The 19,080-nt window shown below is 31.1% G+C and carries 18 protein-coding genes and 1 pseudogene; 8 read left to right on the top strand and 11 right to left on the bottom strand.

Going from position 1 to position 19,080, the window contains the following annotated elements:
* The first annotated feature begins 36 nt into the window (after positions 1 to 36).
* The 5 genes and pseudogenes from vvfC to argD all read left to right on the top strand — a co-directional run bounded on the left by vvfC (position 37) and on the right by argD (position 7,178).
* Positions 37 to 3,573: pseudogene (gene vvfC / locus AT682_RS09655) on the top strand (autotransporter serine protease VvfC).
* 80 nt (positions 3,574 to 3,653) lie between these two features.
* Entirely contained in the window at positions 3,654 to 4,682 is a 1,029-nt protein-coding gene (gene argC, locus AT682_RS01060) for an N-acetyl-gamma-glutamyl-phosphate reductase (RefSeq protein WP_002882277.1), read from the top strand.
* Between the two features lie 9 nt (positions 4,683 to 4,691).
* Positions 4,692 to 5,138 (top strand): GNAT family N-acetyltransferase, encoded by a 447-nt coding sequence (locus tag AT682_RS01065; RefSeq protein WP_002860626.1) that lies wholly within the window; start codon positions 4,692 to 4,694, stop codon positions 5,136 to 5,138.
* Positions 5,139 to 5,141: 3 nt separating this feature from the next.
* Positions 5,142 to 5,987 (top strand): acetylglutamate kinase, encoded by an 846-nt coding sequence (gene argB, locus AT682_RS01070; RefSeq protein WP_079263849.1) that lies wholly within the window; start codon positions 5,142 to 5,144, stop codon positions 5,985 to 5,987.
* Positions 5,988 to 5,990: 3 nt separating this feature from the next.
* Positions 5,991 to 7,178 (top strand): aspartate aminotransferase family protein, encoded by a 1,188-nt coding sequence (argD, locus tag AT682_RS01075; protein ID WP_079263850.1) that lies wholly within the window; start codon positions 5,991 to 5,993, stop codon positions 7,176 to 7,178.
* An 18-nt stretch (positions 7,179 to 7,196) separates the two neighbouring features.
* Here the strand turns inward: argD and pcm are convergent, their stop codons facing one another.
* Positions 7,197 to 7,826: a protein-L-isoaspartate(D-aspartate) O-methyltransferase gene (gene pcm / locus AT682_RS01080; RefSeq protein WP_002851780.1), complete on the bottom strand. Its 630-nt coding sequence runs from the start codon at positions 7,824 to 7,826 to the stop codon at positions 7,197 to 7,199.
* Positions 7,827 to 7,914: 88 nt separating this feature from the next.
* Here pcm and AT682_RS01085 point away from each other — a divergent pair, with 88 nt between their 5' ends.
* Positions 7,915 to 8,463, top strand: coding sequence for a gamma carbonic anhydrase family protein (locus tag AT682_RS01085; RefSeq protein ID WP_002882281.1), 549 nt, complete (start codon positions 7,915 to 7,917; stop codon positions 8,461 to 8,463).
* Here the strand turns inward: AT682_RS01085 and AT682_RS01090 are convergent.
* The 7 genes from AT682_RS01090 to AT682_RS01120 form a co-directional block, all read right to left on the bottom strand.
* Positions 8,432 to 9,805 (bottom strand): nicotinate phosphoribosyltransferase, encoded by a 1,374-nt coding sequence (locus tag AT682_RS01090; RefSeq protein ID WP_079263851.1) that lies wholly within the window; start codon positions 9,803 to 9,805, stop codon positions 8,432 to 8,434. The genes AT682_RS01085 and AT682_RS01090 overlap by 32 nt on opposite strands.
* Positions 9,792 to 10,814 carry a ribonucleotide-diphosphate reductase subunit beta gene (gene nrdB / locus AT682_RS01095; protein WP_002851758.1) on the bottom strand — a complete coding sequence of 341 codons (1,023 nt, stop codon included), beginning with the start codon at positions 10,812 to 10,814 and terminating at the stop codon, positions 9,792 to 9,794. Before nrdB ends, AT682_RS01090 begins: the two co-directional genes overlap by 14 nt.
* A gap of 13 nt (positions 10,815 to 10,827) precedes the next feature.
* The gene (locus tag AT682_RS01100; RefSeq protein ID WP_002872938.1) at positions 10,828 to 11,238 is read right to left on the bottom strand and encodes an RDD family protein; all 411 of its coding nucleotides are present in this window, start codon (positions 11,236 to 11,238) and stop codon (positions 10,828 to 10,830) included.
* A complete protein-coding gene (gene pyrE / locus AT682_RS01105; RefSeq protein ID WP_002857434.1) occupies positions 11,239 to 11,847 on the bottom strand; it encodes an orotate phosphoribosyltransferase in 609 nt (202 codons plus the stop codon).
* A gap of 2 nt (positions 11,848 to 11,849) precedes the next feature.
* A complete protein-coding gene (gene frr, locus AT682_RS01110) occupies positions 11,850 to 12,413 on the bottom strand; it encodes a ribosome recycling factor (protein WP_079254734.1) in 564 nt (187 codons plus the stop codon).
* Between the two features lie 9 nt (positions 12,414 to 12,422).
* Positions 12,423 to 12,794 carry a preprotein translocase subunit SecG gene (secG, locus tag AT682_RS01115; RefSeq protein WP_002882283.1) on the bottom strand — a complete coding sequence of 124 codons (372 nt, stop codon included), beginning with the start codon at positions 12,792 to 12,794 and terminating at the stop codon, positions 12,423 to 12,425.
* Between the two features lie 103 nt (positions 12,795 to 12,897).
* Positions 12,898 to 13,593: a Bax inhibitor-1/YccA family protein gene (locus AT682_RS01120; protein WP_002882284.1), complete on the bottom strand. Its 696-nt coding sequence runs from the start codon at positions 13,591 to 13,593 to the stop codon at positions 12,898 to 12,900.
* A 159-nt stretch (positions 13,594 to 13,752) separates the two neighbouring features.
* Between AT682_RS01120 and cynT the strand changes: the two genes are divergently transcribed.
* Both cynT and AT682_RS01130 read left to right on the top strand, forming a co-directional pair.
* Positions 13,753 to 14,388, top strand: coding sequence for a carbonic anhydrase (gene cynT, locus AT682_RS01125; protein ID WP_002851887.1), 636 nt, complete (start codon positions 13,753 to 13,755; stop codon positions 14,386 to 14,388).
* Complete coding sequence (locus AT682_RS01130; protein WP_002882285.1) at positions 14,385 to 16,268, top strand: mechanosensitive ion channel family protein; 1,884 nt, start codon at positions 14,385 to 14,387, stop codon at positions 16,266 to 16,268. The genes cynT and AT682_RS01130 overlap by 4 nt, the downstream gene beginning before the upstream one ends.
* Before the next feature lie 22 nt (positions 16,269 to 16,290).
* Here AT682_RS01130 and AT682_RS01135 read toward each other — a convergent pair whose 3' ends face one another.
* The 3 genes from AT682_RS01135 to AT682_RS01145 form a co-directional block, all read right to left on the bottom strand.
* On the bottom strand, positions 16,291 to 17,262 hold the full coding sequence (locus tag AT682_RS01135; protein ID WP_002840050.1) for an iron-sulfur cluster assembly scaffold protein NifU: 972 nt from the start codon (positions 17,260 to 17,262) through the stop codon (positions 16,291 to 16,293).
* A gap of 9 nt (positions 17,263 to 17,271) precedes the next feature.
* Positions 17,272 to 18,453, bottom strand: a complete 1,182-nt coding sequence (gene iscS / locus AT682_RS01140; protein WP_002882286.1) for a NifS family cysteine desulfurase — start codon at positions 18,451 to 18,453, stop codon at positions 17,272 to 17,274.
* 177 nt (positions 18,454 to 18,630) lie between these two features.
* Complete coding sequence (locus AT682_RS01145) at positions 18,631 to 19,032, bottom strand: bacteriohemerythrin (protein ID WP_009881923.1); 402 nt, start codon at positions 19,030 to 19,032, stop codon at positions 18,631 to 18,633.
* Between the last annotated feature and the right edge of the window lie 48 nt (positions 19,033 to 19,080).

A 19,080-nucleotide genomic window follows, 5' to 3' on the forward strand; every position in this document is an offset into this window, starting at 1 on the left:
CGTGCTAAAATTGCACTTAAAAATGAGGAGGGATTTATGAAACTAAAATTATCTTTTTGTACATTAATGGCATTTGGTTTTTCTAACTATCTTTTTGCTTCAGCTATTGATCCAAAGTTATTTTCAAGAATATCTTGATTTTGCCAGTAATAAAGGCAAATTTCAAGTAGGTCAAATTGGCTTTTAAATTTTAGCAAAAAATCCTAGTCAAAATATCTCTTTTAATGTGCCTATGATTGATTTTTCTACTTCAAATCGTGGAGGAAAATTCCAAGGAGAATTTACCAATATAGGATAATCTTATATAGTCAGTGCTTCTCATATGAGTACAAGTTTAAATACTGGGAAGTAAATAAAGGCTATGTGAAACAAGGTAGTGTTTTACACTTTGGAGGGGTAGCAAATAGAATCGTAAATTTTACTTATAAAAAAGAAAATGTGGATTTTGCTGTTTTAAAAATGAGTAAGATTAGTCTCAATAAAAGTGCAAATTTGAGTAAAGATTTAAATCTTATTGAAAAAAATTCTGGCGATGGTGGAGATATTTATGAATACAAGGATCCATTTTGGGATAGTTGTCAAAGTGGAAAATGTGATTATTCAAAAGGCAAAGGCAAGCTTTTTGATAGTTCGCGTTATGAGTATTTTGTAAGAGAGGGAAGTGGTATTGTAGCTTTAGGTTTTGAAGATACAAATAAAGTACCCATTAAGATTTTTGATTCTAATGAAATCAATTTAGGAGGTTTTGTCAGTTTAGCTCCTAAAAATACTGAAGATAAGCGTTTTAAGTTGCAATTTCTTAATTATACCAATGATAAAAGAAATCCTTTTACAAGTTCTTCAACACCTGGGGATTCTGGAAGTGGAGTTTATGTTTATGATAAGATTGATAAAAAATGGTATTTAGTAGGTGTAGTAAGTACGAGTAATTGTAATGCCCATTTTACTGATGGATATACTTGTTCACAGGTTGATTATGCTTTGATCAATCAAGTAAAGATCCATGAATTTCAAAATACTCATAAAATAGCCATAGGATCTGGAACTTATACACTTAGTAGCGAAGGTTTGATGAAAGATGATAAAAAAATAGAAAATGTAAGTTTGATTTCTGGGACTAATGCGGGTTATGTAAGTTATGAAAATGTTTTTGGTGATAAGGCTAAATATGATGATAGAATCAAAGAAATGCAAAATAGCAAGGATTTGTATTTTTCTCAAAATGGAAGTATAAATTTAAATAGCGATGTGGATTTAGGTGCTAGTGTTTTAAATTTTGAACAAAATTCACACTGGAAAATAACAGGCGATAAATGGCTTATACATGGCGGAATTTACGCTGATAAAGGTTCAAGTGTAGAATATAATGTTAAAACCAAAAAAGATGATTTTCTTTATAAAATGGGCGAAGGAGAGCTTGTTGTCAAAAGTCAAAGTGTGGATGCAGGACTTAGAATGGGTGAAGGCAAGGTAAGTCTTGAGGGTGAAGGTTTGAGTTTTGGTGAAATTTATATGAATGGTGGAACTTTGGATCTATCGGGCTTAACATTAAAATTTGATCAAATTAAAGCTAACTCTAATAATGTTTTTATCACAAGCTCTAAAGCAGGGGCAAATTTAAATTTAGAAAACAAGCAAAATTATCTTTATCATGGCAATATTTTTTCAGATGAGGCCATAACAATTAGTGCTAATACAGATAAAGCTTTGATTTTTGATGGCAATATTTACAATAAAGAAGGTGTTTTTAAGGCAGAAAACGCCAAGTTAAATTTTCAAGGACATCCTAGCATACACGCTTATGTGAGCGAAAAACAAGCTAAAAAACTTCAAGAGCAAGGTTTAAGCGCTTTAACCAAACCTGTAAGTTTTGCACAAGAAGATTGGGAAGATAGGGTTTTTGTTTTAAAAGAGCTTAATTTAGATCAAAGCGAGTTTTATTTAGGGCGTAATGCAAGCTTAAAAGTAGAAAATCTTAATGCTAAAAATTCCAAAATAGAGCTTGGAAGTAAAAATTTGTGGATCGATGAAAAAGATGGGGAAAATATCACTGATAAAGTTCAAGATAGTTTTTATGGAGACGCTGCACAAACAGGAGTTGGTAAAGAAATGGGATTTGAGCAAAATCTTAAAAATACCCAAAATGCTAAGATAGAAAAGGTTTATTTTAGTGGAAATTTAAATCTTGATCATTCTGATGCTACTTTACAAAACATAGTTTTTAGCGGTAATATTAAAGGTGTTGATGATGCACAAAAAAATCTTGTAATCAAAGATTCTTTGTTTGAGTCTAATATACAAATGAGTAATATTCAAGCAGAAAAAAGTGCTATTTATGGGAAAGTTGATACAAACAGATTAAATGCAAATAATACAATATTTAAAATCAATGTGGATTTTGAAAATTCTAAAGCAGATTATATTAATTCTAAGGAAAGCACGCAAGGAGTAAATAATACTTTAGTATTAAATTTTCTTAATAATCCTAGTAAAAAAGAGGGTTTAAATATATTACTAGCTAAAATAAACATTTAACAAAGGAATTTTTTACTATACCAAATGTGGAGCAAGGTTTTAGTACATATACTCCAAATGTTGTTTTTTCTTATAATGAAGAAAATTTTGCCCAGTGGAATTTAGAAAAAATTGATTCTAAAATTAAAGATGAGTATTTTTTTACTAATGATAATACTCAAGCTATTGCAAAAGCTAAATCTATACTTACTCAAGCTACTTTAGGCTCCATGATAGAATGGAATAATATGCATAAAAGAATGGGAGAATTACGCAATAATCCTTATGAAAGTGGTGTATGGTTAAGAACTTTTGGAGGCGGTACGAGCGATGAGTATAATAGTGGAAAATACTTTGAAATTCAAAGCGGATATGATAAATTAAACGAGTATTCGAATTTCGAGCTTTACAGTGGAGTAATGATCAATTATACAAATATGAATTTAAGTGCTACTGATTTGAGTGCGAAATTAAATGGTTATGGAATAGGACAGTATTTTAGCTTCTTGTTTATGAAGGTTTTTATAGTGATTTTGTTTTAAGATATATTTATTATCAAAATGAAGTAAATGCAAATTTTATTCCAGGAAATCAAGGTAGATTAGATGATAATGATGGTTCGCATAATATTATCTTAAGTGCTGAGTTAGGTTATAGAAAAACTTATGATAAAATTTATCTTGAGCCGAGTTTGGAATTTATCAGTGGTTATGTAGAAGCTATGGATCTAAAAGGAGATATTGCTAGTTTAAAACGATCTTTTTATATTCCTTTAGTCGCAAAAACAGCATTTTTCATAGGAAGTCAAAATCAAAATTTAAATTTTAGAACAGGACTTGGTTTATATGCAGATCTGATTAAAACAGGAGATCAAATTTTAGAGGATCAAGCAAGTCAGAGAAGATATGAAGGAAAAAAGATCAAAGAATGTTTATAAATTTAGGAAGTGATTATAAGCTTAATGATAAAACACGCTTTAGTTTCGAATTTGAAAAGACATTTTTTGGCGATTTAAATGTGGATTGGAATGTAAATGCTAATTTAAGATATAGTTTTTAAATAAAAAATAATTTAAAAATTGTATTTTTATTTTAAGTTTTTTTGTTTATAATACTTACTTTTACATTTAAAGGATAAAGATGAAAATAAAAGTTGGGATTTTAGGAGCGAGTGGTTATGCGGGCAATGAGCTTGTACGCATTTTGCTTAATCATCTCAAAGTTGAAATTTCTTATTTAGGTTCGAGTTCTAGCACGGGACAAAATTATCAAGATCTTTATCCGAATACCCCTTTAAATTTATGTTTTGAAAATAAAAATTTAGATGAACTTGAGCTTGATCTTTTGTTTTTGGCTACTCCGCATGAATTTAGTGCTAAGCTTTTAAATAAGAATTTGTTAAAAAAGATGAAAATCATTGATTTAAGTGCGGATTTTCGTCTTAAAAATCCTAAAGATTACGAGCTTTGGTATAAATTCACTCATCCTAATCAAGAGCTTTTGCAAAATGCAGTTTATGGACTTTGCGAGCTTTATAAAGAAGAGATAAAAAAAGCAAGTTTGGTGGCAAATCCAGGTTGCTATACCACCTGTTCTATCTTAAGTCTTTATCCGCTTTTTAAAGAAAAGATTATTGATTTTAACTCAGTTATTATTGATGCAAAAAGCGGAGTAAGTGGAGCAGGAAGAAGTGCAAAGGTGGAAAATCTTTTTTGTGAAGTTAATGAAAATATCAAAGCTTATAATTTAGCTTCGCACCGCCATACTCCTGAAATTGAAGAGCATTTAAGCTATGCGGCCAAAGAGAAAATCACTCTACAATTTACCCCTCATCTTGTGCCTATGCAAAGAGGAATTTTAATCAGTGCTTATGCAAATTTAAAAGAGGACTTGCAAGAACAAGATATACGCGATATTTATACAAAATACTATCAAAACAATAAATTCATAAGGCTTTTACCGCCGCAGTCGCTTCCGCAGACTCGGTGGGTTAAATCAAGCAATTTTGCGGATATAAATTTTAGTATAGATCAACGTACAAAGCGTGTTATTGTGCTTGGTGCTATTGATAATTTAATCAAAGGTGCAGCAGGACAAGCTGTTCAAAATATGAATTTAATGTTTGATTTTGATGAAGATGAAGGACTTAAATTCTTTGCAAATTTGTAAAGGATAGAAATGTTAATACGAGCTATGCAAAAAAGCGATTATGAAGCCGTTTATAAGCTTTGGTGTGAGATAAAAGGCTTTGGGATAAGAAGCATTGATGATAGCAAAGAAAATATAGAAAATTTTTTAGATAGAAACCCAAATCTTAGCGTTGTAGCAGTGATTGATGAAGAAATTGTAGGAAGCATACTTTGCGGGCATGATGGACGCACAGGGGGATTTTATCATGTATGTGTGCATAAAGATCATAGAAAAAAGGGTATAGCACACGAGATGACTAAATTTTGTCTTGAGGCTTTAAAAGCTCAAAAGATTAATAAAATCGCCTTAATCGCTTTTAAAAACAATGATTTAGGCAATGAGTTTTGGAAACATTATGGTTTTACTTTAAGAGAGGATGCGAATTATTACGATCTTTCTTTAAATGAGTATAATCAAACCAGCTTTAATGCTTAAGGAATGATCATGCAAAAATATTTAGAAAAAGCCAATGTCTTAATCGAAGCTTTGCCTTATATACGCAAATTTAATTCCAAGATTATACTTATAAAATACGGCGGATCAGCTATGGAAAATGAAGAGCTAAAGCATTGCGTGATGCAAGATATAGCTCTTTTAAAACTTGTGGGTTTAAATCCTATCATCGTACATGGTGGGGGAAAAGATATTTCTGCTATGTGTGAAAGATTGGGCGTAAAGAGTGAGTTTAAAAACGGTCTTAGGGTTAGTGATAAAGCCACTACTGAAGTAGCCAGTATGGTTTTAAATCATATCAATAAAAATTTAGTCCATAGTTTGCAAAATTTAGGAGTTAAAGCCATAGGGCTTTGTGGTAAAGATGGCGCGCTTTTAGAATGTGTGAAAAAAGATGAAAATTTAGCTTTTGTTGGCACGATACAAAAGGTAAATTCGAAAATTTTAGAAGAGCTTTTGGAAAAAGATTTTTTACCTATCATTGCTCCTATTGGCATGGATGAGAATTTTAATACTTATAATATCAACGCTGATGACGCAGCTTGTGCGATCGCTAAGGCTTTAAGGGCTGAAAAACTTGCTTTTTTAACTGATACTGCAGGGCTTTATGAGGATTTTAATGATAAAAATTCTTTAATTTCTAAAATCAGCCTTGAACAGGCTAAAATTTTAGCTCCTAAAATAGAAGGTGGTATGCATGTAAAATTAAAATCTTGCATTGATGCTTGTGAAAATGGAGTCAAAAAGGTACATATTTTAGATGGGCGTGTGAAACATTCTTTGTTGCTTGAGTTTTTTACCGATGAAGGTATAGGCACTTTGGTGGGTTAAAGGATGAAAATGGATTATAAAGAACAAAGTCATATTATCCCTACCTATAAGCGTTTTGATATAGTTTTAGAAAAAGGGCAGGGGGTTTATCTTTTTGACGATAAGGCTAAAAAATATCTTGATTTTTCAAGTGGCATAGGTGTTTGTGCTTTAGGATATAATCATGCTAAATTTAATGCCAAAATCAAAGCGCAAGTGGATAAGCTTTTGCATACTAGCAATTTATATTATAATGAAAATATAGCTGCTGCAGCTAAAAATTTAGCCAAAGCTAGTGCTTTAGAGCGTGTTTTTTTTACAAATTCTGGTACAGAAAGTATAGAAGGAGCGATGAAAACAGCTAGAAAATACGCCTTTAACAAAGGCATTAAGAGTGGACAATTTATCGCTTTTAAGCATTCTTTTCATGGGCGTACTTTAGGGGCTTTATCGCTTACTGCTAATGAAAAATATCAAAAGCCTTTTAAGCCTTTAATTTCACGGGTTAAATTTGCAAAATATAATGATATTTCAAGCGTTGAAAAACTGGTAAATGAAAAAACTTGTGCCATTATCTTAGAAAGCGTGCAAGGAGAAGGTGGGATAAATCCTGCAAATAAAGATTTTTACAAAGCCTTAAGAAAGCTTTGCGATGAAAAAGATATATTATTAATCGCTGATGAAATTCAATGTGGTATGGGTAGAAGTGGAAAATTTTTTGCCTATGAGCACGCACAAATTTTGCCTGATATCATGACTTCAGCGAAGGCCTTGGGTTGTGGGCTTAGTGTGGGTGCTTTTGTAATAAATCAAAAGGTAGCAAGCAATTCTTTAGAAGCGGGCGATCATGGTAGCACTTATGGGGGAAATCCTTTGGTTTGTGCAGGAGTGAATACAGTTTTTGAAATTTTTAAAGAAGAAAAAATTTTAGAAAATGTCAATAAACTCACGCCTTATTTAGAGCAAAGTTTAGATGAGTTGATCAAAGAATTTGATTTTTGTAAAAAACGCAAAGGTTTAGGGTTTATGCAAGGGCTGAGTCTTGATAAAAGTGTAAAAGTATTCAAGGTCATTCAAAAATGCCAAGAAAATGCACTTTTACTGATAAGTTGTGGAGAGAATGATTTGAGATTTTTACCTCCTTTAATTTTGCAAAAAGAACATATTGATGAAATGAGCGAAAAGTTAAGAAAGGCTCTAAAGAGTTTTTAATAAATTTTGTAAAAAAGTTTATTCTTTTCCATCTACTATAGGCACAAATAAACATTCTTCTAAAATTTCTTTTTGTAAATTTGTGCCATTTTTTCTAAGGCGTGTGATGAATTGTTTGCCATTGTGTAAAATAGGAGCGACTAAAATCCCGTCATCGCTTAATTGATCGAGTAAAATTTCAGGAATTTGTGTCGCATAAGCAGAAAATAAAATCCTATCATAAGGAGCATAATTTTTCCAGCCATTTTGCCCATCATCAAATTTTACATTGATATTAAAAAGTTCTAATTCTCTGAAAGTTTGAGCGGCTTTTTTGGCTAAATTTTCTATGCGTTCTATGGTAAAAACACGCCTTATGACTTTGCTTAAAATCGCAGCTTGATAGCCACTTCCACAACCTATCTCTAAAATACTATCAGCATTTTTAAAATCTAAGGCCATAGTCATTTTAGCTACAGTTAAAGGTGAACTAATCCATTGAGAATTTGCCAAAGGCAAAGCATCAAGGCGATAAGCATGGGCTTTTAAAGGAGAAAAAATTTCACGCGGAATTTGACAAAAAGCATTAAAAAGTTCTTCATTGATAAAAACTTTTTGTGCAATTTCTTCAGCCATATTTTGACATCTTTTTTGTTCAAATGCGTTCATTACTTCTCCTATAAATTTAAATAAAAATTGTAACTAAAAAAGTTGAAATAGAGTTAAACTTAGCTATACTTAAATAAAAAGGAAAAAAATGCTTATAAAATTTAAAAATCATAGTCCCAAACTAGGTCAAAATGTTTTTGTTGCAGAGGGTGCTAAAATCATAGGAGAAATAGAAATAGGAGATGAAAGTGGTATTTGGTTTAATTGTGTTTTAAGAGCCGATTTTAATTTTATAAAAATTGGCAAAAGAACCAATATTCAAGATCTTAGCACGGTGCATGTTTGGCATAGGGAATTTGATGAAAAAGGAAAGTTAAAAGACGCTGGTTTTCCTACGATAATAGGAGATGATGTAACCATAGGACATAATTGCGTTATCCATGCTTGTGTGATAAAAAATCGTGTTTTAGTCGGAATGAATGCTGTTATCATGGACAATGCTTTGATAGAAGAAGATAGCATAGTGGGTGCTGGAAGCGTTGTAACAAAGGGTAAAAAATTTCCGCCACGCTCTTTGATACTTGGAAATCCTGCAAAATTTGTGCGTGAATTAAACGATGAAGAAATAAGCTTTCTAAAACAATCCGCTTTAAATTATGTGGATTTTAAAAACGAGTTTTTAAAAGATCTTCAGTGATATTTTGAAGTTTAGGTGAGAGTTTTACTTCAAATTTCACAAAACGATCAAGATCTAAAAAACTCTCATCGAGTTTTGAAATTTGCTCTTTTGTATAATCTTGAATAGTATTTAAAGATGACTTTTTAAGAAGTCTTTTTTCTTTGTAGACTAATTCTAAAAGTTCTTTGCGTTCTAAATTTTCATCTTGATTTGGGTTTTCGTCAAAAACATAAAGCTCATCAAAAAGGATTTTTTGCGTGTTTTTATCATAAACCCTAAAAAGCTTTTTAAAATGAGGTAGGGTTGATTTTTCGTTATTTTCGCTGATTTTGATTTTAGGTTTTATGTCTTGATCTTCTAAGGCTGCGAGTTTATAAACGCAACTAAAAATAGGGTCACTTGAAGCAGTGATCAATCTTTCGCCTACACCAAAGATATCAATAGGTGCATTTTGTTCTTTGAGTTTTTTAATACTCCATTCATCAAGGGCGTTAGAAACTATGATTTTACATTTTTGAAGTCCTGCTTGATCAAGTTCTTGTCTGATTTTCAAACTCAACTCAAGTAAATTTCCAGAATCTATTCTCACACCGCCTTCTTGAATATCAAATTCTTTAAAAACTTTAATCGCATTTTTAAGTCCGCTATTTAGACAATCATAAGTATCGATCAAAAAAACAGGATTTTTTGGATAAATTTTCACATAAGCTTTAAAAGCTTCAAGTTCATTTTCAAACATTTGCACCCAAGAATGTGCCATAGTTCCATTGATAGGGATATTATAAATTTTTCCTGCTAAAGTACAAGCACTTCCTATGCAACCTCCTATAAAAGCTGCTCTTGCTCCTTTTAAGGCTGCTTCACTTCCTTGTGCTCTGCGTGAACCAAATTCTAAAATTTTACTGTCTTTAGCTGCACGCACGATACGATTGGTTTTGGTAGCAATAAGGCTTTGGTGGTTTAAACTTAAAAGTAAAAAAGTTTCTAAAAGCTGTGCTTCTATAGTTGTAGCTTTAACGCAAAGTAAAGGTTCGTTTGGAAAAATCACTTCTCCTTCACGCATGGCATAAATTTCACCTTTAAATTTAAAGCTGGCTAAAAAATCTAAAAATTCTGTATCAAAAATACCTTGTTTTCTTAAAAATTCTATATCTTCTGCATCAAAACTCAAATTTTCAACAAAGTCTAAAATATCTTCAAGACCTGCAAAAATAGCAAAAGAACCTGAATCTGGAATTTTTCTAAAAAATATATCAAAATAACAAATTTGATCTTTTTTATTGTTTTTGAAATAGCCTTGAGACATTGTAAATTCATAAAAATCACAAAGCAAGGCTAAAGAAGTTTTAGAAGTCATCAAAGCTTATACTACCCTTAGAATAATTCGTTACTTTACTTTCAAAGAAATTGCTCTTTTGATCGTTAAATTTTGAAAAATCATCTACCCATTTAATGGGATGTTTTGCATTGTATAATTTATCTAAATTGATCGCGCTTAATCTTTGATCTACAAGATAATGGATATATTCTTCTATGATATCATCAGTAAAGCCCATGATTTGATTTTGAGTGATGTATTTACCCCATTTGATCTCAAGGTCTCCAGCTTTTTTAAACATATCATAAATTTTATTGATATTTTCATCATGGAACAAATCAGGTCTTTCTTTGCGTACTGAATTGATCATATTTTGAAATAATAAAAGATGTGTGATTTCATCTCTTTGGATAAAGCGGATCATTTGTGCTGAACCTAGCATTTTTCCTGCACGTGCAAGTGCGTAAATAGCAGTAAAACCACTATAAAAATATACTCCTTCTAAAATTTGATTTGCCACCATAGCTAAAAGAAGTTTATTATCATCTACATCGCCTGCTAATTCTTCATAAATGCTTGAAATAAAGTCATTTTTTTCACGCAAAGTTTCATCATGCTTTTCCATTTCATAAATCAAATCTGTATTATCGCAAATCGCTTCTACCATAACAGCGTAAGATTTTGAATGGTTTGCCTCTTCATAAGCTTGGCGTGCTAAAACTGCATTGATTTCAGGAGCTGTGATGTAAGGGTTGATATTGTCTGCTAAATTATTGGTTTGAAAACTATCCATAGAAATAAGCTGACTCCAAACCAAATCATACATTCTTTTTTCACCTGCAGTTAAATTACAGCGATAATCAAGTGCATCTTTAGTTGTATCCACTTCTTTTGGAAACCAAGTATTTGCCTCCATTAAATCCCAAAGTTTTAAAGCCCAAGTATATTTTGCCTTAGTAAAATTTAAAATTCCATGTGGGTTACCATCAAAAACTTTACGATCTCCTAAGGTTTCGTTTGAACTTGGATTGTAAATTCTTTTTCTTTGCATTTTTAACCTTTCTTTATGCTTTAGTAGCTATACAACTTTGAGTTAAAATATCGTGTAAATTTAAACGATCTTTTCTTACAAAACTGACAAATAAACCAAAGAGTAAGCCAAAACTTATAATAAATATCACATATCTTAGTAAAATTCTAAGAAAACTTAGTTTCTTTCCCGTTTTTATATCAATAAGATATAAATCATATGCTTTAAGACCTGGGCTTTGTGCCTTTTTTGTTAAAAAAATAGCTTGAATCAAACCAAATAAAAAAGTACATAAAGTTGTGATAAAATGGTTGTTTAAAAAAGATTCTTTAGAGCCTAATAGAAAATAAAATAAATACAAAATAGGAACATAAATAAGAAAAATATCTATAAGCAAAGCTCTAAATCTTAGCCATCTAGAGCTAATTTTTGCTTTAGTTTTCATTTAATTTCCACGGCTTCCTGGTTTTATAGCTTTACTCCCTTTTTTACAAAGTGGACAATTTGTTTCATCATAAATTTCAAATTCAAAATTTCCTAGAGTAAAGAGTGGTAAATTTTCAGGTAATTTCGCATTATCTTTTCTTGGAGATTTTAAATTTTCTACTGCACAAAAACCACGATTTGCCAATGCTGCAAAACCTACAACAATGCCACCTAAACTTTCAATGATTTTTGCACTCTCTAAAGCACTACCACCTGTAGTAATGATATCTTCACAAATTATAAATTTTTCACCCTTTTTCACCTCAAAACCACGTCTTAAAGTCATTTCTTTATTTACTCTTTCAGTGAAGATAAAACGTTTACTACAAGCTCTCGCAAGCTCATAACCTGCTAAAATTCCACCTAAAGCAGGAGAACAAATGCTATCAAATTCTATCTTATAGCTTGCAATAATCTTTGCAAGTTCGTCACAAAGTTTTGCTGCTAATTTTGGATTCTCTAAAACTTTTGCACTTTGAAGATAAAATTGCGAATGTTTACCTGAACTTAGTAAAAAATGGTCTTCTAAATAAGCACCACAATCTTTATAAATTTGCCCTAAATTCATCGTTAAACCTTTAAAAGTTCACTTTCTTTACTTTTTACACTCTCATCAATTTTTATTGTGTAGGCGTCGGTAAGTTTTTGCACTTCATCATAAGCTTTTTTTGCTTCATCTTCGCTTATTGCCTTATCTTTTTCTAGTTTTTTAACTGCATCGTTGGCATCTTTGCGTATATTTCTTATAGAAACTTTTGCCTTTTCACCCATAGCTTTAGCTTGCTTTACGTTTTCTTCTCTTTGCTCTCTAGTCATCGGAGGGAAAAATAATTTTACACTTTCGCCGTCATTGTTTGGATTTACACCGATATTTGCAGCTGCAATAGCACTTTCTATGGTTTTTAGTAAAGGTTTTTCCCAAGGAGTGATGCTAATAGTTGAAGCATCGCTTGCTAAAACAGTTGCTACTTGATTTAAAGGAGTTTGAGTTCCGTAATAATCCACTGTAATATGATCTAAAATATGGGTATTAACTTTTCCAGTTCTTAAAGTGGTGAAGTCTTTTTTTAAGGCTTCTAAAGATTTTTCACTTTGGGTTTTTTGTTTGTTAAAAATTTCACTTAGCATTATCATTTCCTTTAATTATTTACTTGAATTAACATCGCTTGGAAGTTGTGCTGCACTTGGAGCGATAGAATTTGTGTTTGGGGTAGCAGGCACAATAGGAGCGCTTGGAATAGTAGTGTTGTTGTTTTCTACTTTAATTTTCTCTGCTAGTGAGTCCTTGCTAGCTTTATTGTATAAATAACCAAGACCAATAGTATTTGCAATAAGTAAAATTCCCATGACAAAGGTAAATTTTGCCAAAAATCCAGCCGGTCCTTTGGCACCAAATAAACTTTCATTGCTTCCACTATAAGCTCCAAGTCCTATACTTGAACTTTTTTGAAGTAAAACTGCTATACAAATAACTACAACGATGATAAATTGTAAAATGATTAAAAGAGTGATCATTGAAAATTCCTAAAAGTTAATTTTTAAATGATTATTTTAACTAAATAAAACTTGAAAAGTTTTGAAACTTGAAAAGTTTTTGTGAGAAAAATCCCACAAAAACTTATCTGCTATTGAAGCTTCTTAAGATATTAAGTAAAGATACGAAAAGATTAACAAAATCAAGATAAAGTGCTACTGCACCTTCGATTGGAGTTTCATAATTTCCGCGGATAATATTTTGCGTATCATAAAGAATGTAAAATGAAAATAATATTGCAGCTACTGCTGAAATAGCTAGATTAACTATACTGCTTTGGAAGAAAAGGTTTAGTAAAGATGCTGCTACAATAACGATTAATACTATAAATAAAGCTTTGCCTATAACAGTAAAATCTTTTTTTGTATTCATAGCAAATACGCTAAGTCCTGCAAAAGCAACTGTTGTTAAAGCAAAAGCTTGAGCGATGATAATTCCTCCAGCTGGTAGAGCTAAAACTGAAATAAGCAAAGGTGTAAGTGTTAAACCTGAGCAGAAAGTAAAACCAAAAAGTAAAACAAGATTTAATGGAGCTTCTCTTTTTTTCCATTGCAAAGCAAATAAAAGTCCGATTTCAACAGCAAAAAGGATCCAAAAAGTTACTTGTGATTGTATAAAAAATGATGCTAAAGCAAAAATTCCTACATACGCACCTACTGTTGCAGCTAATAATGAAGCAGCAAAAAGTTGATAAGTTTGTTTAATAAAAATACTTAATTCGCTTGAGCGTGTATTTTCAAATTCTTTTGATCTTGAGTAGTCTCTATCATAAAGACTCATAAAATTCTCCTTGTAAAATTGTTAGATTTTTTAAAATCTTGAGCGAAATCTAACATATTAGATTAAATAAAAAGTTAATTTATATAATATCTTATGCTTAAATGAAATCTTTGCTGAAATTTTGTTATAATTTCAAGATTTTAGTTTCAGGTTGGTTTTATGGAAAATCTTATTAGCGGTGCGATTAAGTTTATGCAAGAAGACTTTAAGGAGCATGAAGAACTTTTTGAAAGTCTAAAAAATAAGCAAAATCCCCATACTCTTTTTATAGGTTGTTCTGATTCTAGAGTAATTCCAAATTTGATCACTAATACGGGTCCAGGTGAGCTTTTTGTAATACGAAATATTGCAAATATAGTTCCACCTTATCGCGTTGGAGAAGATTACTTGGCGACAACTTCAGCAATAGAGTATGCTTTAAATTCATTGCATATTAAAAATATCGTCGTTTGTGGCCATAGTAATTGTGGAGGTTGCAATGCTCTTTATTATTCTGATGAAGAGTTAAATAAAATTCCTAACGTGAAAAAATGGCTTACTATGTTAGATCCGATAAAAAAAGATGTAATGATTTTTGCAAGAGACGATTTGGCTATGCGTTCATGGCTTACAGAAAAATTAAATTTAGTAAATTCTTTGCAAAATATACTTACTTATCCAGGCGTGCAAGAAGCTTTAGATGAAGGAAAAATAGAAGTACATGCTTGGTATTATATTATAGAGACAGGTGAAATTTATGAGTATGATTTTAAAGCAAAAATTTTTACTTTAATACAGGATAGGAAAGTTCAATGAAAAAAATTATTTTTAGTTTATGTTTTTTTATTTTATACCTTGGAGCACAAGAATTTAAATTTATTGATGCGAATATTAGTAAAGAGGATGAAGGAATTTATGCTTTAGTTGAAAAATATGTTGATCTTAACAATCAAATTAAAGAATTTAAGAAAAACAATGATGAAAATTCAAGCACTTTTAATGGTATTTTAAGTGAATTTGAAAAAGACAAAAAGACTATTTTAGCAAAAATACCCGATATGATAGTAGGACAAAAGATTAATGAAGAGGCAGTGGCTAGATTTTTAAAAGCAAAAGAAAAATTACTAGATGTTCAAAAAAAGAATATTAATAAGCCTTATATTTATACAGATGCCACTCTTAATCTAGTTTATTTTAATATTGTGGAAAGTTTTTATTCTTCTTTGTTTGAAGTGGAAAAACTTTTTAAAAATACAGCAAGTAGTGAAGATTTGATTGCTACTGTTGATAAAGCAATGGAAAATTTACAAAATTCTTCTAGTATAAATTTAAACAGTTTTAAAAGCAAAATTACAAATCCAGAAGAATTAGAAAAAATTACCCTAAAAGAAAGATATATCAGTAATGCTGTAGATTCTTATTCTGAAATTCTTAAGTATTTACGCTCAAATGCAGATTTGCTTGAAAGTAATTATATTTTTTCATTACTTGAGCTTCAAGTTTGGATAGATCGTATAAATGAGGCAATTGGAGTAGGTTTCATTAATATCGGAAAAATAGTAATTTCTGCTTTGGTTTTAGCATTTTTTATATCTTTAAGACGTTTTTTTGCAAATATAGTATATTTTTTCCTTGTTCAGCTTTTTTATAGAAATAAAAATGATGTAGATGATATTAAAGTCATTTTTATTGAGAATATTAAAAAACCCGTAGGTTTCTTGTTGATTGTCTATGCTATTTCTCTTTGTCTTACTATAGCAACTTATCCTGCACCTTTGAGTGTAAATTTAAGTAATTTTTTTCATATAGTTTATGCAGTTTTAATTGCATGGCTTATTTTAAGAATGCTTGATGGTTATGGTGTGGTATTGGTTTCTAAACTTGCTCAAAAAAGTGGAAAAAAAGAAGTTGTAAATTTAATTATTAAAATTTTATATTTTGTCATTATTATCATAGCTTTATTATATATTCTTGCTCAACTTGGTTTTAATATTTCGGCTATTATTGCATCTTTGGGAATTGGTGGTTTAGCTGTTGCTTTAGCGGCGAAAGATATCATTGCAAATTTCTTTGCTTCTATACTCTTACTTTTTGATAATAGCTTTAATCAAGGAGATTGGGTAGAGGTTTCAGGCATAGAAGGAACCGTGGTTGAAACAGGACTTAGAAAAACTACTATTAGAACTTTTGATAATTGTCTTGTATTTTTACCAAATTCAACTATTATGGGAGCTAATATCAAAAATTGGAGCAAAAGACGCATGGGTCGCCATGTTAGAATGTATTTGGGTGTTGGTTATGATGCTACTCCTGAAAAACTAGAACAATGTGTAAAAGATCTAAGAGAATTTTTGCATACAAGTGATTTAGTAGCTCACGATGAGGATAGTGCATTAAAATATGGCGATCATACAACAAAATATCGTCAAAATCTTGTATCTATTAATGATTTAGAAGGCTATAAAAATGCTTGTTATGTGGCTTTAAGTGAATTTGCAGATAGTAGTATTAATATAGAGCTTTATTTTTATATCAAAGAAATAGGTGGAAAAGATTTTAGAGAAGCTAGACAAAGTTTAATGCTTGAGTTTATGCGTATAATTGAAAAAAATGGTTTAACCTTTGCTTTCCCAAGTCGTAGTATTTATATAGAAAATTTACCACCCCTTGATTTGCAAGCAAAAGCTATAAAATAGCAAGATTTTATCTTGCTATTTTTTAAACCGGCATAACGCGTATATTTGGACTTAATTCTTCTTGTAAAATTGTTTCAATAGCATAAAGTGTTGCACCACTTCCACTAGAACAACCACTACAAGCACCAAGATAACGAATATAAACATCAATTGCTGCACCTTCAGCCTTTTGTATATCAATCACTTCCAAATCTCCGCCATCATTATGAAGCATAGGGCGAATTTCAGCATCTAAAACACTTTCAACTGCTTTTAATTGTCCCACTACGGTCATTTCATCAAAAGCCACATCACTTTTCATTGTATTTTTGAGTTTTTCTCTATCTATTTCAGCTCTAGTTTCAGCTAAAATATCTACAAGGTAATAATCTCTTTTTTCATGTCCGCCTGGTTTGATACAGGATTTACAAAAAGCACCCGCTTTAGTATATTGTGTGATTTCTTCTACGCTATGCAAATCATTAAGTTTAATCACTTCTTTAATAGTTCCAAGACTTACCCTAGCACACTCGCAAACTATAATTTGATCTTCAAAATCTTCAGGACTTATACCTTTATAATGCGCTGCTGCTTGTTTGATTACATCATAAGCCATAACCGAACAGTGCATTTTTTGAGGTGGAACAGCTGGAGTTTCTGGATTATCACGCATAGCAAATTCCACATCTAAATTTGTGATTTTTACTGCTTCATCTACAGTTTTTCCTATACAAAGATCCACCATAGTATCACTACTTGCTATAGCTGTACCACAACCAAAACTTTTAAATTTTGCATCGATAATTTTATCAGTTTTTTCATCTACAAGCCAAAAAAGTCTTACTGCATCGCCGCAACTTTCTGCACCAAAATCAGCTACGATCAATTTTGCATTGCGTGCTTTAGCATCTTCTTCACTAAATTCTCCCATATGTTGAGGATTATTCATTCTATCTTGAACTTTTTGTGAATACTCATCCCAAATGGATCCACCAATTAAACTATTTTTTCCCATTTTTCATCCTTATTTGTAATTATTTGGATTATAAGCATAAGTACAAGAAATTGCTCTTAATCTCTGTGTTGCATTTTTAATTTGTTTTGCTGCATAATCAATTTCTTCTTCAGTATTAAAACGTGACAAAGAAAGCCTTAAAGCTGTATGTGCTAAATCATGCTCCGCACCGATAGCTTCCATAATAGGATTGCTTTCTAAAGCTTCACTTGCACAGGCTGAGCCCGTACTTGCAGCTATACCATTTTTATTTAAGTCCCAAAGCATTGCTTCGCCTTCAACACCTTTAATACTTGCTAAGATTGTATTAGGCACACGGCGTTCCCTTTTTCCAACCACTGTTGTATCAGGCAAGGCTAAAATTTGATCTTCTAGTTTATCTCTTAAACGGCGTATATGAGAATCTTCAAAATCAAGCATAGTGTTTGCAATACGCAAAGCCTCACCCATAGCCACTATGTAAGGTACATTTAAAGTTCCGCTTCTACGACCACCCATGTGTTCTCCACCGTGTAAAAGTGGGGTAAGTTTAAGTCCTTTTTTTATAAAAAGTCCACCCACACCCTTTGGTCCATGAAATTTATGTGCCGAAAATGAAGCAAAATCAACTCCTACTTGAGTTAAATTAACCTTTATTTTACCTACTGCTTGAGTAGCATCTGTATGAAAAAGAGCACCAAATTCATGTGCAAGTTCTGCCATCGCTTTAATATCAAAAATCATACCTGTTTCATTATTTGCCCACATAACACTTACAAGTGCTGTTTTATCGCTAATCACTTTACGCAAATCTTCTACAGTAGAAACCCCTTCTTCGTTTACAGGAAGTTCTATAACTTTTACTCCAAGACTTTTTAAAAAATAAGCAGCAGCAGTAACAGCAGGGTGTTCTACACTAGAAATAATCACTTCATTGCGTTCTTTATCTAAAATATGATCAAAATACACACCCTTAAGCACCCAGTTAATGCTTTCTGTCGCACAGGAGGTTACAACTATATCATCTAAGTCATTTGCTCCAAGCCCCGTATAAAGTTTATCCAAAGCTTCTCTTAAGGCAGGATGTGTTGCGCTTCCATATTGATGAAGGCTATTTGGATTTCCATACATATCCTTTAAAAAAGGTAGCATCAACTCATAAGCATTAGGATCAAGCATTGTCGTTGCGTTGTTATCTAAATATACTTTCACTTTAAAATCCTTAATTTATCCTTAATTTTAATTAGGATATTTTTTATCTTTATTTGAAAATGGATAATAACAAAAATTTATAAAAATTAGGTTAAAAATTATAACAAAAATAAAATGCTAAAGTAAAATTTTAAAGTGAAATATTTTGTGAATTTTATATAGCAAAAATGAGAAATACTATTTCTTAAATTTTTCTTCGTAATACTTTACTATCTTTGAATCTTCTTTGGCTGTATGTTTAAAGATAAAATCTTGAACAACGAGATTTAATTTTTCGGTCATTATATTTACAAATTTAGCTTCACTGATGATAATTTCTTCAATTTCTAAGATAATTTTTCTATGAATTCTTGTATGATGGTTGATATAAGGATATCCTATTTCTCTCATAAAGGCTTCTTCATCTGAAAAATGTCTATTGATCATTATCAACAACTCTCTTAAGACAATTTTTAATTCTTTTGTTCCAACATGACGTTGGTTCATTAAAGAGAGTTTTTTAGAAATTTCAAAAAGTTCTTTATGTTGATGATCTAAAAGATCATTATTCATTGAAATAATTTTTTCATTATAAGTCATGGTTTTGAGTATTTTTATATTTATATTTTTCGAGAGCGGATTATAATG

Source organism: Campylobacter jejuni, assembly GCF_001457695.1.
Lineage (GTDB): Bacteria > Campylobacterota > Campylobacteria > Campylobacterales > Campylobacteraceae > Campylobacter_D > Campylobacter_D jejuni.

Bases quoted from the DNA above. Each gene is read 5' to 3' on its own strand.
- pyrE (WP_002857434.1), bottom strand. From the start codon at position 11,847: ATGAATTTAGGGCAAATTTATAAAGATTGTGGTGCTTATTTAGAAGAC.
- argB (WP_079263849.1), top strand. From the start codon at position 5,142: ATGATCATGCAAAAATATTTAGAAAAAGCCAATGTCTTAATCGAAGCT.
- argD (WP_079263850.1), top strand. From the start codon at position 5,991: ATGAAAATGGATTATAAAGAACAAAGTCATATTATCCCTACCTATAAG.
- secG (WP_002882283.1), bottom strand. From the start codon at position 12,794: ATGATCACTCTTTTAATCATTTTACAATTTATCATCGTTGTAGTTATT.
- frr (WP_079254734.1), bottom strand. From the start codon at position 12,413: ATGATAATGCTAAGTGAAATTTTTAACAAACAAAAAACCCAAAGTGAA.
- nrdB (WP_002851758.1), bottom strand. From the start codon at position 10,814: ATGCAAAGAAAAAGAATTTACAATCCAAGTTCAAACGAAACCTTAGGA.
- AT682_RS01120 (WP_002882284.1), bottom strand. From the start codon at position 13,593: ATGAGTCTTTATGATAGAGACTACTCAAGATCAAAAGAATTTGAAAAT.
- AT682_RS01145 (WP_009881923.1), bottom strand. From the start codon at position 19,032: ATGACTTATAATGAAAAAATTATTTCAATGAATAATGATCTTTTAGAT.
- argC (WP_002882277.1), top strand. From the start codon at position 3,654: ATGAAAATAAAAGTTGGGATTTTAGGAGCGAGTGGTTATGCGGGCAAT.
- AT682_RS01135 (WP_002840050.1), bottom strand. From the start codon at position 17,262: ATGGGAAAAAATAGTTTAATTGGTGGATCCATTTGGGATGAGTATTCA.
- AT682_RS01065 (WP_002860626.1), top strand. From the start codon at position 4,692: ATGTTAATACGAGCTATGCAAAAAAGCGATTATGAAGCCGTTTATAAG.
- AT682_RS01100 (WP_002872938.1), bottom strand. From the start codon at position 11,238: ATGAAAACTAAAGCAAAAATTAGCTCTAGATGGCTAAGATTTAGAGCT.
- AT682_RS01085 (WP_002882281.1), top strand. From the start codon at position 7,915: ATGCTTATAAAATTTAAAAATCATAGTCCCAAACTAGGTCAAAATGTT.
- cynT (WP_002851887.1), top strand. From the start codon at position 13,753: ATGGAAAATCTTATTAGCGGTGCGATTAAGTTTATGCAAGAAGACTTT.
- AT682_RS01130 (WP_002882285.1), top strand. From the start codon at position 14,385: ATGAAAAAAATTATTTTTAGTTTATGTTTTTTTATTTTATACCTTGGA.
- pcm (WP_002851780.1), bottom strand. From the start codon at position 7,826: ATGAACGCATTTGAACAAAAAAGATGTCAAAATATGGCTGAAGAAATT.